The sequence below is a fragment of the uncultured Clostridium sp. genome (assembly GCF_963515715.1).
Classification (GTDB): domain Bacteria; phylum Bacillota; class Clostridia; order Clostridiales; family Clostridiaceae; genus Clostridium_AW.
This window is the reverse complement of sequence record NZ_CAUPZS010000026.1, coordinates 1-15,068: the sequence shown is the minus strand read 5'-3', so window position 1 is coordinate 15,068 and position 15,068 is coordinate 1. Positions and strand designations below refer to the sequence as shown.

At 29.5% G+C, this 15,068-nt stretch carries 18 protein-coding genes and 2 pseudogenes; 13 read left to right on the top strand and 7 right to left on the bottom strand.

The features are described 5' to 3' along the window. Positions 1-80: 80 nt before the first annotated feature. The 3 genes from RYO54_RS15650 to RYO54_RS15640 all read right to left on the bottom strand — a co-directional run bounded on the left by RYO54_RS15650 (position 81) and on the right by RYO54_RS15640 (position 3,287). Positions 81-1,370 (bottom strand): DUF4179 domain-containing protein, encoded by a 1,290-nt coding sequence (locus tag RYO54_RS15650; RefSeq protein ID WP_315120801.1) that lies wholly within the window; start codon positions 1,368-1,370, stop codon positions 81-83. 4 nt (positions 1,371-1,374) lie between these two features. Continuing rightward, positions 1,375-1,932: a sigma-70 family RNA polymerase sigma factor gene (locus RYO54_RS15645; protein ID WP_315120798.1), complete on the bottom strand. Its 558-nt coding sequence runs from the start codon at positions 1,930-1,932 to the stop codon at positions 1,375-1,377. A 167-nt stretch (positions 1,933-2,099) separates the two neighbouring features. Continuing rightward, on the bottom strand, positions 2,100-3,287 hold the full coding sequence (locus RYO54_RS15640) for an anti sigma factor C-terminal domain-containing protein (protein ID WP_315120795.1): 1,188 nt from the start codon (positions 3,285-3,287) through the stop codon (positions 2,100-2,102). 280 nt (positions 3,288-3,567) lie between these two features. On the opposite strand from RYO54_RS15640, the gene RYO54_RS15635 reads away from it, so the two are divergent. After that, positions 3,568-4,143, top strand: a complete 576-nt coding sequence (locus RYO54_RS15635; RefSeq protein ID WP_315120792.1) for a GNAT family N-acetyltransferase — start codon at positions 3,568-3,570, stop codon at positions 4,141-4,143. Between the two features lie 503 nt (positions 4,144-4,646). Then, positions 4,647-5,168 (top strand): GNAT family N-acetyltransferase, encoded by a 522-nt coding sequence (locus RYO54_RS15630; RefSeq protein ID WP_315120790.1) that lies wholly within the window; start codon positions 4,647-4,649, stop codon positions 5,166-5,168. Positions 5,169-5,389: 221 nt separating this feature from the next. Here the strand turns inward: RYO54_RS15630 and RYO54_RS15625 are convergent, their stop codons facing one another. Further along, positions 5,390-6,229 carry an EFR1 family ferrodoxin gene (locus tag RYO54_RS15625; protein ID WP_315120787.1) on the bottom strand — a complete coding sequence of 280 codons (840 nt, stop codon included), beginning with the start codon at positions 6,227-6,229 and terminating at the stop codon, positions 5,390-5,392. Between the two features lie 245 nt (positions 6,230-6,474). Between RYO54_RS15625 and RYO54_RS15620 the strand changes: the two genes are divergently transcribed. Together RYO54_RS15620 and RYO54_RS15615 are read left to right on the top strand one after the other, a co-directional pair. Then, entirely contained in the window at positions 6,475-6,762 is a 288-nt protein-coding gene (locus RYO54_RS15620; protein ID WP_315120784.1) for a TIGR04104 family putative zinc finger protein, read from the top strand. Positions 6,763-6,824: 62 nt separating this feature from the next. Beyond that, positions 6,825-7,532, top strand: a complete 708-nt coding sequence (locus RYO54_RS15615) for a hypothetical protein (protein WP_315120781.1) — start codon at positions 6,825-6,827, stop codon at positions 7,530-7,532. 534 nt (positions 7,533-8,066) lie between these two features. On the opposite strand, the gene RYO54_RS15610 is transcribed toward RYO54_RS15615, so the two are convergent. Further along, complete coding sequence (locus tag RYO54_RS15610) at positions 8,067-8,657, bottom strand: DUF1349 domain-containing protein (RefSeq protein ID WP_315120779.1); 591 nt, start codon at positions 8,655-8,657, stop codon at positions 8,067-8,069. Positions 8,658-8,996: 339 nt separating this feature from the next. Here RYO54_RS15610 and RYO54_RS15605 point away from each other — a divergent pair, with 339 nt between their 5' ends. The 3 genes from RYO54_RS15605 (at position 8,997) to RYO54_RS15595 (ending at position 9,887) form a co-directional block, all read left to right on the top strand. Then, on the top strand, positions 8,997-9,308 hold the full coding sequence (locus tag RYO54_RS15605; protein ID WP_315120777.1) for a hypothetical protein: 312 nt from the start codon (positions 8,997-8,999) through the stop codon (positions 9,306-9,308). 33 nt (positions 9,309-9,341) lie between these two features. Further along, positions 9,342-9,638 carry a hypothetical protein gene (locus RYO54_RS15600; RefSeq protein ID WP_315120774.1) on the top strand — a complete coding sequence of 99 codons (297 nt, stop codon included), beginning with the start codon at positions 9,342-9,344 and terminating at the stop codon, positions 9,636-9,638. Positions 9,639-9,719: 81 nt separating this feature from the next. Beyond that, positions 9,720-9,887 carry a hypothetical protein gene (locus RYO54_RS15595; protein ID WP_315120771.1) on the top strand — a complete coding sequence of 56 codons (168 nt, stop codon included), beginning with the start codon at positions 9,720-9,722 and terminating at the stop codon, positions 9,885-9,887. Positions 9,888-10,259: 372 nt separating this feature from the next. On the opposite strand, the gene RYO54_RS15590 is transcribed toward RYO54_RS15595, so the two are convergent. Continuing rightward, on the bottom strand, positions 10,260-10,913 hold the full coding sequence (locus tag RYO54_RS15590; protein ID WP_315120769.1) for a 3-oxoacid CoA-transferase subunit B: 654 nt from the start codon (positions 10,911-10,913) through the stop codon (positions 10,260-10,262). Between the two features lie 11 nt (positions 10,914-10,924). Further along, entirely contained in the window at positions 10,925-11,641 is a 717-nt protein-coding gene (locus RYO54_RS15585) for a CoA transferase subunit A (RefSeq protein WP_315120766.1), read from the bottom strand. A 169-nt stretch (positions 11,642-11,810) separates the two neighbouring features. On the opposite strand from RYO54_RS15585, the pseudogene RYO54_RS15580 reads away from it, so the two are divergent. The 6 genes and pseudogenes from RYO54_RS15580 to RYO54_RS15555 all read left to right on the top strand — a co-directional run bounded on the left by RYO54_RS15580 (position 11,811) and on the right by RYO54_RS15555 (position 14,892). Beyond that, positions 11,811-12,197 (top strand): annotated as a pseudogene (locus RYO54_RS15580) (VOC family protein). A 72-nt stretch (positions 12,198-12,269) separates the two neighbouring features. Further along, positions 12,270-12,437 (top strand): annotated as a pseudogene (locus RYO54_RS15575) (TfoX/Sxy family DNA transformation protein); the annotation flags it as partial. Positions 12,438-12,557: 120 nt separating this feature from the next. Then, positions 12,558-13,265 (top strand): DUF421 domain-containing protein, encoded by a 708-nt coding sequence (locus RYO54_RS15570; protein WP_315120763.1) that lies wholly within the window; start codon positions 12,558-12,560, stop codon positions 13,263-13,265. A gap of 394 nt (positions 13,266-13,659) precedes the next feature. Beyond that, positions 13,660-13,848 carry a hypothetical protein gene (locus tag RYO54_RS15565; RefSeq protein ID WP_315120760.1) on the top strand — a complete coding sequence of 63 codons (189 nt, stop codon included), beginning with the start codon at positions 13,660-13,662 and terminating at the stop codon, positions 13,846-13,848. A gap of 130 nt (positions 13,849-13,978) precedes the next feature. Continuing rightward, positions 13,979-14,344 (top strand): hypothetical protein, encoded by a 366-nt coding sequence (locus RYO54_RS15560; RefSeq protein ID WP_315120758.1) that lies wholly within the window; start codon positions 13,979-13,981, stop codon positions 14,342-14,344. A gap of 50 nt (positions 14,345-14,394) precedes the next feature. After that, a complete protein-coding gene (locus RYO54_RS15555; protein ID WP_315120756.1) occupies positions 14,395-14,892 on the top strand; it encodes a GNAT family N-acetyltransferase in 498 nt (165 codons plus the stop codon). Positions 14,893-15,068 lie beyond the last annotated feature (176 nt).

Below are 15,068 nucleotides of genomic sequence, written 5' to 3'. Positions count from 1 at the left end.
AATGAATTTGCGGTGTTTTTGCGCAGTTTAGTCAATTGTTAATGGCAATATAAAAATATTGTAAGTTAGAGTTTATTTTTTTATTTTAGTTCAATATTAAACTTATATGCTTCGTTTACTTTATAAATCTCATCTAACCTTATAGCGCCTAATTTATAGTTTTTATCTTTTGATACTCCTTTAAAATACTGCTCAAATTCATGTTGATTGGAAGGATCTTTTTGAAAACCTAACGTCTTGCTCTCATAGTCAACACGGTTTCCCTCTTCATCAAATAAACGTAAAGCCGCAGATAGAGTTACAGGGAATTTTCCTTCCGATACATATGAGACCTTAAGGGTATCATTGTCCCATTCAATATCTTTAACTATAAGTTTGCCAAAATCCCCCACAGGTAATTCTAGTGGCAATTTGTCTATATTATATGTTTTAGGCTCAGATATATAGCTTCCCTTATAATCAAATGGAATAAATGTTAGATATTTTGCATCTTTATTTACTAAACTATTGTAATGCATTTCGCCTTCAAATCCATTTCCAGAAGATCCTCTAGCTATTATTTCATTTCCTTTATCATCTAATAAGAAGTAGTGGTGTTCTCCTACAGAACCATTAAATTCCATAGATGTAGATATAGGAGATATGCTTACTCTTTTAATAAAGATTTCTTCTGCCCCAATATTTATATTTTTATTTATTATATAATCTTTAGTCTCTTTTTGAATTTCACTTTTATTAACCTTAATATTGAAATTCCATTTTCCTTTTATATTATTTATAGAACTAGTCTTTATAGATAAATAGAATGTATCGGGAATATTTCTTCTCATCATATTTACTTCTAAAACCCCATCATATCTGTTATCATTAACTAGTCTACCGCTTCCACCGTTGCCAGCACTTTCCCTATTTATTTCAATTTCCATCATATCAATTCTCGGAGGGTTATCCATTTTTTCATCACTAATTATAGAATATGAAATCATTATTATATTATTATCACTTACTATTTCATTAACTTTAAATTCAATGCCTTTATTAGAAGAAGATAAGTTAACGTTAGTAGTGTACTTTTTATAGTTTACATAATCACCTCTTAGTACTTGCATAGTTTGAATTATAGAATTTTGTATATTAGAAGCCAAAGTCGGATTGATAATAGCAAAAGCTCCTAAGCCCATTAATAATAAGGATGCTACAAAGTATTTTTTCCTCCTTTTATTGCCTTTTAATTTTTTGTTAATGTTATTTTTAATTCTCTTAGAAGTAATTTGGTCTAATTGAAAATTTTCATCGTAATCCTCTTCTATATTAACGTAATTTAAAATATCATAAATAACATCATTATCATGTTCATTTATTTTACTCATTTAATTACCTCCCGATAATTTTTTGCCATTTATTTTTTATTACTTTTCTACCTCTAGACAGCCTATTGTCAATGGCGCTTCTAGGCATATGAAGATGTCTTGCAATATCTACTATATCTTCATTTAGAAAGTAACGCTTAATAAATATATCACGATCTATTTCATTCATGGCCATTATCATTTTATAAAGGACAGTCATTTCACCTTGTCTAATTATTTTATCTTCTATGTTATCCTTTGACATACTTATGTTTTCTACCAATTCTATGGTTTCTTCACATCTGTTAAGTTTTATTAAGTAGTCAATGGCTTTATATTTAGATACTGCTATAAGCCATTTATTAAATGGAGTGACATGAGCATTGTATTTTGATGTGTTTTTCCAAACTGTTATGAAAATATCGCTTACACATTCTTCAATATCTTCTTTGGTAGCAACATTTCCTAAAACATCAAGTACAACCTTGTAAACTAAATTTACATATTTAGAATATATGTAGTCTAATGCTAGTTCATTTTTACATTTTAGTTCATCAATAAAATTATTTTCAGTAACTTTCACTTTACATACCTCCTGAAGAGCTCTTCACTAAATAAGTACGAATGTTTATTACATTTCTATCATGAAAAACAAAAAAACTTTTAATTCATAAAAATAAAACCGCAGTAGGTTCTGAGACCTACTGCAGTTTGGGCAATTTATATAGATGGTTTTACAAAAACAAATTGTTAATTTATATATTTTGAAGGTAAAACACCATTAATTTCTATGGTTTTGATTTCTTCATTATTTATAAATTCTAATAAATCTTTAGCTTCTCCATAAACTAAAGCTCCATAAATATTTATTCCATTCTCTTCAACATAAATTAAAGCATTTTTATAATATTCTCTTTTAACACCTCCATAGTCTGGCTCTAACACTTTAACTGATTTGGGCCTGTCGTTAGCATATCTCAATAATGAAATAAAATGTTTAGTATATCCTTCTTCCATGAATCCATCTCCAATGGGACCCCTATGCTCTGAAATGTAATCGAACAATTGTAAATATGGATATTTATCTTTATCTGTAATGTCGTTGGTATATGATCCATCAGAGTAATTAGGGTTAAATCCAGACAAATAATAAACCCTTTCACCATTGCTTACAGTGCGCACTCCTGCCCATTTAAGCTTAACTGGATATTTTTCTTTTAATTTAGTAAATTCCTCTATACTTAAATCTTCTTTAAATATTACATTGGCAGAAATATAAGAAAGAGAATTTAATTCCTTGATATAATTAATCACTTCATTCCTTTTCTCATTTTGCTTTTCGGTAAGGTCACGTTTAAACATATCAGAATACATGATCTCCATAAAACCTAAATGATGGTCACCAGGAAAATCTTGATGGTCTCCTATTAGAATGTTTCTTTTAATCTTAGCATTAACATCTCTTCTCTCATCATTAAATAAATTTGTTCGGTGAAAAGATATATCGTACACACCAAATCCTAAATTCTTTGAGGGTGCAGTAGTAACTGTATAGCCCGGTGAATTTAATTCAGTAAAAGCTTTTAAGTCAAAATATAAATCTTCACTATATTGACTAACTTTTTTTTGAGAGGGATTATAATAAAAACTACTTACAACGGAAGAAGCAACGTGATAAACAGTAAATAATATCAAAAATGTAATAGAAATAGTGGACAATATTGTTTTGCGTAGCTTATTATTTGCAGTTTTTTCAAGAATGGTTGTTTCATTATTAACATTGGCCTGTACATTATCTTTTTCAAAATCTACATCATGACCTTCGGACAAATAACTCTGAATTGATTTATACTTATCAAGTTCTTCTTTTATTAATTTTATCTCTTCCTCAGAAAGGTTCCCACAGTTATACTTATCTAACAAATCTTTAAAGCTCATTTAAATTCCTCCTTTGGAGCAGCTAGAAAACTAGTAAAAAACTCTGATTTTAGGCAATTACTAATTAGTTAGACTTTATCGCAATTTAATATTAACTACATTTTATCATAAAAATGGTAATAATGGTAATCGTGGAGATTTAAAATAGTTAGCTGCAAATAAAAACGCAGTATAGTTTAAAATACCGTGTTTAAAGTGAAATATGATATAATTATCGTTAGTTAATTGGAAATAGTAAATTCATGTAAAGATTATATATAAAACTTGAAGGAGAATACTAATGAATGGAATTAAAACATTTAATAAAGAAGTTGGAACCTTAGATACTAATGATTATATTATAGAAAAGGGAACAATAAATGATATAGATGAATTAGAAAATTTATATGATAATTTAAATGACTATTTAGAATCGGGTACTAATTATCCACGTTGGGCAAAGGGAGTATATCCAACTAGAGAAACGGCTGTCAGTGGTATTCAAAATAATAATTTATTTGTACTAAAAATGAATAATGAAATAGCGGGTTCTATAATATTAAGCCATGAACCTGAACCTGCATACTCTCAAGTAATTTGGGGAATTGAAGCAGAATATAAGGATATCATCGTAATATATACGCTTGTTGTGAATCCAAAATATATGAAGAATGGTGTTGGAAAAAAATTAATGGACTTTGCCGAAAGATATAGTATGGAACAAGGAATGAAAACAATTCGTCTAGATGTTTTTATTCATAATACACCTGCAATTTCATTGTATGAAAAGTGTGGATATAAATATGTAGGAACTGTTGATTTAGGCTTAAATATTCCAGATTTAGTTTGGTTTAAACTGTATGAATTAGTTTTATAGACATAAAATATGAACTGTATTTAGAATTATAGGAATCTTTAATTGTACCTGTGCATGTATTTGCTCTTGGTGAAGAAATAGGGTGGCGTGGTTATTTGCTATGAATTCTATTAAAATTTATGGACAAGCAAAGAGCAATTTTGCTAAATGGTGTACTTTGGGGGCTGTGTCATGCTCAACTTATATATTTTGGATTTAGCTATGATTTGGATTACTAGTGTAATCCCTATGATGGAATTGTAATGATGACTTTGGTGTGAGTTGTTCTTGGTGTATGGTTGTCTTATGTAACAATAAAATCATATAGTGTAATTCCTGCAAATACTACATGGTGCAATCATTTTATTAAGAAATTATATATAATTAATAGATATATTGGTATATAATTATAATAAAACATATAATAGCAATAAAATATGATTTACTGGTATCTTGTTTAACTTGTATCTATTAGGTTCTATTTTATTCGTATATAGGGGGATGATATTTGTGGAGGATAAAAAATGACAAATTTGAAATTAGTATTTCCAACGGATGAATATAGAGAAGAATGGTATTCCATTATTAGAGAAATAGAGGACGCAAATGAAAAAATGGTACCATCTGCACTTAAAGGTGAAACGGATAATTACGACGAATATCTGAAAAATGTTAAAATGTATTCAGAAGGCATTAATCTGCCCAATGACAGAGTTCCTGCTGATATATTTTTTCTTGTACATAACGGAGACAATAGAATTTTAGGTGCTATAGATATTAGATACGCTTTGAATGATTATTTATATAATTATGGAGGAAATATTGGTTATGGAATTCGACCTACAGAAAGAAGAAAAGGTTATGCAGCAGAAATGTTAAGAATGTCTCTTGATATATGTAGAGAAAAAGGACTAGATAAAGTATTAATTACCTGTAAGAAAAGCAATATAGGGTCATCGAGGACAATTATAAAAAATGGTGGAATACTTGAAAATGAGGTATTAGAAAATGGTGAATTAACACAACGTTATTGGATCACATTATAAAAACTATATATACAAACTATACAATAAAATTTAAAGAGGACGGATGGCCTATAGGCTTAGAAATGTGGTTTGATTAGGAATAGCACTATTAAGTTAATAGTGCTATATTTCTTAATGTTGTAAATCTATGTTTTAGCAGTTGTAATCATAATTGATGAATAAATAATTGCAATATAAGTAGAGTACGTAACTCAAATAAATAAATAGGCCATTGTGTGCTACTAACGATTATCCTTTATCAATACACTAATGTCAAAATGTTTTCCAGGGCCTTTATAGCGTGGATACTTCACTTCGTTTTTTGTACCTTCGCCAATAAGAATTGCAGACTTAGGGCACTGGCTATAACAACGCAAACACAAAATACAATTATCTCTAAATTCATAAGTATCTCCACACTCTTTGATGTTTTGAGTTGGACATATACGCTCACATTTGCCACAGTTGATACAGTGTGTTGGTTCAATCTTAAATTCTTTACTTATTCTATCAATCGCCTTATCAATATGACTTCTCTGAAAATTGCCAAGAAGATAGTCTAGAATATTTTTACCAATGATGTGTTCTTGGTTATTAGTGATTGCAAGTGCTAATTTTTTCACCTTTGGCAGAGATTTTTGTTTCAACTTATCAACACGATAGTCATTCTTAGGTCGATAAAATCTGAATTCTGGTATATGAAAGTTATTCATCATTCTAAAATGCATTGTTTGTTTAAGATTATAATCTTTTTGAATAAGCATTTTGCCTATATGATAAGCAGTATCGCCAGAGGCTAATGCTTGAGTGGCAAAGATGCTAACAGATTGGTCATTAGTTGCACTTGGAAACTGATGAATAAAATTAAGCATGAGCTTTGGTGCTGTTGAGCCGTATACCGGGAAGCCCAATATAATATGATTCGCATCTTTAACTTGTTCTACTACATTTTTGGGGGTGAGTGTTTCAATAGAATAAGATTCCACTTGATGGTTTTGTTCTGTCAATTGTTGTTGGAGTGCATTTGCTATCCACCAGGTATTACCTGTACCACTAAAGTAATAAATAATCATTTTTTTCATTACAAAACCTCCTATTATTCATTATCCTATACATAAAGATTATTAGTCTTTATGTTTTTAAATTAAATCAGCTCTTTTACCATAATTCTAATATAAGCTGGCCAATCTATCAATAAGAGGAAGGGAAGTTTAATAGGAATTGAAAGGTAGTTTTGTAACTCAAGAAATTATATAATTAATGGATATATTGGTGTATAATCGTAATATATTATGATATTAAATAATTAAAGAGGAGGATCCTTACTTTGCTTATTCAGAGATGTAAGAATTGCTCTAATGAATTCAAATGGAAAACTATTATGAAATCAATTTCTAATGGATATGAACCTATTGAATGTGATAATTGTGAAACTAAGCACTATTTATATTTTGTTTATCATTTAATAAGCTCTGCTTTAGCTGTGCTCCCTATATTATTTAAAGAATCTCTTTTTAATTTATTCGGCTTATATGCTGCGCTTATTTATTTTATATGGATTTCTATAGTAGTATGTATGTCACCATTTTATGCAAGATACCATATAAAAAAATGAATGGAGGTGAATTTAGTGGAGAGTTTGGTACTTACAATACACTCTCTCACTAAAAATAAAATATGTTAAATTCAAACTTAACAGTGAAACAAAAGAAAGTAGATGTTGATTTAAACATTATTATCATTGTTACTCTGATTGTATTAGGTTTATTTATGGGATTTCAGAAGCAATTTGTTACTTTTATGAAAAATGAAAATATCCATATACTATTACGCATAATGGTTATAGCTTTTATGCAATTCGGACTTGCAGGTCTTGGAGTAACAATAGTATCTGTTTTCAGGAAAGAGAGCTTTTTAACTTATGGACTGAAATGCAAAGGGGCTGGCTTATCCATCCTGCTTTCTGTATTGTGCTTTGTTCCACATATAGTATTTTCCTTTGTAACGGGACAAGCAACTGGGTATTTACCATTTCAAGGCGTATGGATAACAAAAGAAGTATTATCAAGTAAATTTCCTATTAACGTAGTCGGAATGATGCTGATTGCAACTGCATGGGGTTTTTTCGAAGGGTTTAACTATGTAGTAATCAGCGAAAAGATTAATTTTAGGTATCCAAGTCGGAAAAAATGGCTGAATTGGGGAGCAATTATCTGTGCCATAATGTGTCTGTTGATTCATGGAATGATAGGAGTTACGGCAGAAAATATAATTGAAGCCATTACAGTATTTATTATCATATATGGTATGCTGATGACAAAAGAATTTACAGGTAATGCTTGGGGATGTATATTTATCTTTATATTCTTATGGAACGCATTTTAATATACAATATTATATTAGAATGAGTATAATTTTTGGTTGAAGTTAATACGCATTCTATAAAGTATTACAATAAAGGAGATATGATAACCCATATCTTCTTTACTTTTTTAATACATAATTTAAGCTCAAATAAACATAATTAAATACGATTAACATAATACAAAGAATAATAGTACTCTTTGTATACTTGCTATCTTTAGAACTTCTAACTATGGAGACTAAAAGCATTATTTGCAAAAAGATATAGAGTAAAGTGTACTTATCGGTTAATAAAAATTTCATTTTATATTTACCTCTCTGCCAATTAGAAGTGCAAATGAACATATTTGTTTAACTCTGGTATAATTATAAATTACCATGGTTACCCTCCTGTTATTTTTTATTGTATTATATATTAGCTCGTTGTATTTCTTAATTTTCCATATATTACATTATAGCATAAAAATTAAGTTTATTACAAATTATACCATGATGTAAATTAGGAAGTAGGAGGGCAATAAGAAGGAGAATGTATTATTAGTGGAATAAAATATACTAATTGTGCTCTTCCCATAAACAATCTGTTACCTTCATTTCAGTAAATACAGCCTTAAAGGAATTTTTACTTGGTGAACATGCAAGTAAACCAATATTAATTTCCTTTCCACCTTCAAACAAGTGAAAAATTCGCATCTGTTTGAAGTTTACACCATCAAAAGAATTTTCAAGACAATAATCACTCTCTCGTCTGCTTAATCTATACCACATACATTTTACAAAAGTTCCAATATCCGTAGTTGCCCAATCAGAGTATCCATGATTTGTTACTACACTTCCAAGCCATGCAGTATTATTGTCATGATATTCTACTCCTAATTTTACCCAGTTCTCACTATTTTGATAAATTACAACTCCACATTGGTCAAACAATGCTGTACTATTAAACTCTGCTTTTACTGTAAAGGAAAAATATTTTTCCCCTGTTGTAATGTAAAGAATATGAGCATTATCATGTATAAATCCATAATAAGTTCTTTGCCAAAAATCAGTGTTAGGCTCTGTTATAATTTCAACTCTATCTTCTTCAATCACATAATTTTGAGGTTTAAAAAACCATTTTGCTTCTTTAGCATTAAATTGAAACATATTAACCCTCCTAAAATTTCAAGTAATTTTTACCACACAATACTTTACAAGTGTTCCTTAATTTATATATTAATTATATATAATAATAACTATTTTTATAGCGAATTTCAATATTTTGTAAAGTTATATAAACACTATTTCTCTGTATCTATATCCTTTGATTTTTGTATTAACAAAAGGAATTACAATGTGTATTAGCATATTTTTGCGCAGTAATTTGAAAATTGAATAATATGGTATTTACAATATATGTTATAATTAATTCATAATAGTAAAATATGACGACTAAACCCTAAATTATATTTATTATTGTGAATTAAATTAGAGGGGGAAAATTTTATGATAAGAGTTATAATTGGTGCAGTTTACATTATTGGTGCAATTTATGTTGGGATTTACACATTTAATAATAGACATAATATGCCTTCTTTGGTACGTGGATTAGATAAAGAAAACTACGAAATTACTGATAGAACAACGTTCAATAAGATCATGATTATTCAAAATACGTTGTCATGTATACTGGTTTTGTTATCAGGAGTTTTATGTATAATTTCTAATAGACCATCTGCTGTTGCGCTACCATCTTTCTATATTTTTATAGATATTATTTTTTCTAAAATGGAAAAGAAGTATATTAGTATTAAATAGAACAGTACATTATTATAAATCAGGGGGTACATTATGAATTCATCATTTTGGGGATATATTTATTTAGTATTAGGAGGTATATCTATTATTTTAGAACTATTTCCAGAAAATATGTATAAAAAAATGTTTATTCGTTCTCGTAGAGTTAAAGATACAAAAGAATACATTAAAAGAAGTAAGATTATAGGTGCATTAACAGGTGTATTATTAATACTTACGGGAATTGTAATATTAGTTAAAGGGTCTGAATACTTTCCGATATTTAATTTGCTAATTTTATTAACCATTTTAATAGGTGACTATTTTAGAGATAAATTATTGATAAAGTAATTTCGTTATATTCTTATTTAGCGTCACAAGTGAAAAAATGTGTAGTAAATATTATTTGCATTTGACGGAGGAATGAACGATATGAATCAAATAAAGGACATGCTTTTAGGTATTACTATCATTTTAGCTACAATTCTAATACATTTATTTATAGAAGGAGCATTATTAACTGACTTTATTGCAATAATAGGAATTTTATTTGTGTTGGACGGATATTTTTCAAAGAACAACAGTGACCAAACAAAATGAACATAATTTAAGACGCATGGTTCTTATATGCTGTCTTATAAAAAAATGTGGCTTAGGTTCAAGGAAGGGGTTTGTTTTGTAAATGAATAAATTGAAAGATACTGAAAGTGTTATAGTTGCTATAATGGATTCTTTGCTTTTAGAAGTTTGATTCACAGCACAAAGATAGGTCAATATACAGGTATAATTCTATGAAGACTAAGCGATGTAATTTCAATCTTACATTGCTTTTGAGTTATATTCTTATATTACAAAATAAAGGAGTGTACTTAACACTCCTTTATTCGTGGATTTCATGGTTTAAAGCTAGATATTAAATTTACGTTCGAAAGTAGATTGATTTAAAAATTCTTCATTTTGTATATAAGCATATTATATTTCCATTTCCTTAACATCATCAGCTATTAGTAAATCAGCTTCAGTGGTCTTTACTACTTCATCAACAGTCACGCCTGGTGCCACTTCCATTAATACCAATCCTTTATCTGTAACCTTCATAACTGCTTTATCAGTAATTATAAGATCAACACACTTTTTAGCTGATAAAGGTAATGTGCATTTCTTTAGCACCTTTGGATTACCTTTTTTATCACTATGATTTAAAGCAGCTACTACATATTTTGCTCCTGCTAAAAGGTCCATCGCACCCCCCATACCTGGCGCAAAAATTCCCGGTACATTCCAGTTTGCAATATTTCCTTCTTGATCGACTTCTAGAGCGCCTAGTACAGTTATATCAACATGTCCACCTCTTATTATTGCAAAAGATAGATCCATTTCAAATGTTGATGCTCCTGGCAATAAAGTAATTGGAGCTCCACCAGAATTAGCTAAGTCAGGATCAGCTTCACCTATGTCTGGAGTTGCACCAAACTTCAATGCACCATTTTCACATTGCAGTATTATTTCCATTCCTTCTGGCAAATAGTTTGCAGCCATATTAGGTATACCGAATCCTAAATTAGCAACCATTCCCTCTTTAAACTCTTTGGCGATTCTTCTTGCAATTATCTCTTTACTATTCATCATTTCTCCCCCTATTTCATTTTGTTAGTTCTTGTCCATAAATCTTCAAAATATTTTTTTCTCTCTCCAAAAGAGTCTCCTTGAACTATTATATCTATCAATATTCCTGGTGTTCCAACACTATCAGGTGAAATTTCGCCCACTTCTACAATTTCATCTACTTCAGCTATAACTAAATCAGCTGCAAGTGCCATACTTGTATTTGTTCCTTTAGTTGTTCCTCTATATACGATATTCCCAAGTTTATCAGCTTTATACCCCTTGATTAGCGCAACATCTGCCTTTATTGATGGAAATACTAAATATTCCTTTCCATCTATAGTAAGTTTATCTCTTCCCTTTTCAATTTCAGTTCCAATACCAGTTGGAGTTATAACTGCACCAAGTCCAGCCCCCCCAGCTCTTATACATTCTACTACAGTTCCCATAGGTATAAATTCAACTTCTAATGTACCTGCATTGTATTGTTCTTGTATTTCAGGACAAGTTCCAATATGTGAACCCACAAACTTTTTTATTTGTTTATTTGCTACAAGCTTGCCAATATCGTGAGTTTCTCCTGGGTGAGCTGATACAGGTTGAATAAGTATAAGGTCTTTAACATTCGTCTCTGCTAATGCATCTATCATCTTTATTGGAGCACCTACTCCTAGAAAACCTGATATCATAATTTTCATTCCATCTTTAATATTTTCTACCGCTTCTTGTATTGTCTTAATCTTTGTCATTTCTCTATACACCTCCAAAATTTTATAATCTAACATAGACTATTTGTTTTGAAATAATCTTCCTATTTTAGAAATTTAATTCTTACATTATTATTATTCCTATCTCACAATTATTGTTACTATCTAATTATTATTCCAATATAATAATTAGTATTCTAATTTTATCTAAATGTCAGAAGTATGTTATCAACTAACAAATGTACATATTGTTTTAGTGGTAAAAGATTATGATAAAGCAATCGAGTTTTACACAAAAAAGCTTCATTTTACATTAGTAGAAAATACATATCAACCTGAGTAATAAAAAAGATGGGGGACGGTGTCTCCACCAGGCTCAGATGAAACAACAATATTACTTGTAAAAGCATCTAAGCTAGAACAAGAGCCTTTTATAGGAAAACAAGCAGGAGGAAGAGCTTTTCTTTCATTAGGAACTGATGATTTTTGGCGTGATTATAATGAAATGAGAAAAATAGGAATAGAATTTATTAGGAAACCTAAAGAACAGGACTATGGAACAGTTGCAGTATTTAAAGATTTATACGGAAACCTATGAGATTTAGTTGAGTTTAATCAAGAGCACCCAATGTTCAAAAGAGTTAAATAGTAATCTGAAGGGAAGATTATTATGGGAGAATTATCAAAGCTACCTAATATAGGAAAAGAAGTTGAAAGTCAGTTGAATAAAATAGGTATATTTACTTATGATGAATTAAAAGATATTGGTACAGAACAAGCATGGCTGAAAATACAAGAGATTGATGCCTCTGCGTGTATTCATAGATTGTTAGCACTTTTTATAATGGTTAAGCCAAAATGACAAAATATTTAATAACAATGAATAGTCATCTCGTCGAGGGTTATAATAATGCAGAGTATTTATTTTTTAGTGAAGGATTGGAGGAAGTGGATATCTGTGGATATATTTATAAGACCATTTTATAAACCTTTAATTATATTTATGGGACTTTTTATACTTGGTCGCATAACTGGTAAAAAACATTTATCTGAAATAACATACTATGATTATATATCAGGAATTACAATTGGAGCTATAGCAGGTACAGCAAGTATTGATGAAAATATAAGTATCTACAAGGGAATTATTGCTCTTGGGGTTTGGATTATTATTCCAATGATTATTTCTTATATGAATATAAAACATTTGTCATATCGAAGACTTACTGTTGGTGAGCCCTTAGTCTTAATAAAAAATGGAACTGTAAATGACGCGAATTTAAAAAAAGCAAAGTATAACATCGATGATTTGCTAATGCAACTTCGTAAAAAAGACGTATTCAATTTATCTGAGGTGGAATTTGCATTACTGGAAGTTGATGGGGAATTGAGTGTACTAAAAAAGGCTCCTTATAATACAGTAACACCTAAAGATTTAAATATATCTACACCGTATAAAGGTTTGATTTTAAATTTGATTGTTAATGGAAGAATTATAGAATCAAATTTAAGGTTAGCAGGAAAGGATAGAGCATGGTTAAAGGAACAACTACATTTGAAAAATGTGAAAGATATAACAGATGTAATATTCGGAGGATTCACATCTAATGGACAGTTAGAAGTGGTTACTAAGAATAATTTATCAAATTCTCAAGGTAGCCTATAATAAAGTAATACTATAAATTGATAATACACACTATTCATATTTAAGATAACAACTTAAAAAGCGAACAATTTACACGGCACCACATTATTCGATTTTTGAATTCTATGGTGTTTTTTATTCTCCCATTCTTTAGCTATAAAATAACATTTATGCACACTTATAAATAATTTTCATAAAAGAGATACATTTAAAAAGAGACTTAGTTTTAAAGCTTTGCCAAAGCAACTCTAATTTTTTAATTAATTTTCTTGAATCACTATCAGATAAGGCTTTGATTTTAGCAGATAGAATAAAAACATTATCATTAATACATTCAATATCAAACTCTTTATTTCACATTAGTATAGTATTTGGTATAATATTCCTCGGAGAGAATTGGACAGTTCTGTATAATGTGAGATTATTTTTAAAAATAATTGCAAGGAGAGTAAGCTGTACTATGATTAAGTATTTTACAGATAAAACAGTTGATTATAATCTATTAATAAATTTATTTAATCAAGCAGGATGGAATGATAAAACTGAAGAGATTGGTAGATTAAAAGTAATTGTGGAGAATTCTCAAATAGTAGTTACAGCTTAGGATAAAGAAATAATGAATGGATTTACTAGATGTACAACTGTCTATAAATTTGTCAGTGAACTTATTTTCGGTTAAAAACAATTGTATTATAATACAAGCTAGATAAATTATGAATTTGAGGTGAAATGCTATGAACAAATATACAAAAGAAGAATTGATAGAAGCACTGCGAGTTGTATCCTCAACTATCAGTAAATGTGAAAAAATACAGCCAAAATTTGCGGAGGGTACCTCTCATCACACACTTCTTAAGAACAGGATAAAAGCGATGTATATCTCGAAATCATTAATAACAGATGAAAATGCTATGGATAAATATACAAAAGAAGAATTGATAGAAGCACTGCGCCCCGTATCCTCAATTATCAGCAAATGTGAAAAAGCACAGTTGAAATTTGAAGAGGGTACCTCTTATCACACCCGCTTTAAGAACATAATAAAAGCGATGTATATTTCAAAATCATTAATAACAGATGAAATTAGTAAAAGAGGTTAATTTAGAATTTGTTAAGTTATTAAATTATGAAAAGGTAGGCGATTTCAACATTGGCTATAGTAAAATTTATAAAACCAGAAGAACGATACATTCGTTCATACTGGGAAGCTTTTGATAATATAGCAAAAGAGAGAAGGTATTTGGCGATGGATGAAGCATTTCCTTTTGAAAGTACGGTTGAATTTATAAAGGATGCTATCAGTAAGGATTTTCCACACTTGTTTATAATTGATTTACAAAAAGATACTTGTGTAGGATGGTGCGATGCTTCGCCTAAAACAGAAACAATTGGTTATTTAGGTATGGGACTTCTTTCCGAATACAGAGGCCACGGAATTGGAAGCAAGGCTCTAAAACAAATCATTGAATTATCCAAGACATACGGTTATCAAAAAGTTGAACTTGATGTACTTAAAAGCAATAGTCGGGATATTCATGTTTATAAATCTTTAGGGTTTAAGGAAACCAACATGATAACTGGCGGGTTTAGATGGAAAGATACCCTTGTAAAAGAAGATGTTGTCCAAATGGAACTTCAACTTACCTAAAATGGAAAGATAAATAAACATAATGTGAATCTGCAGACAAATTAGTAATTTGATAAGAAGATTATATTTATATATTTGAATTTCTCAATCAAGTTAATACGAAGAAAGGAAAATTGATGTTAATGTTGGCAGGGTTCCGCCGGACGAACCATTCTATAGTCTTGATAATGCATATA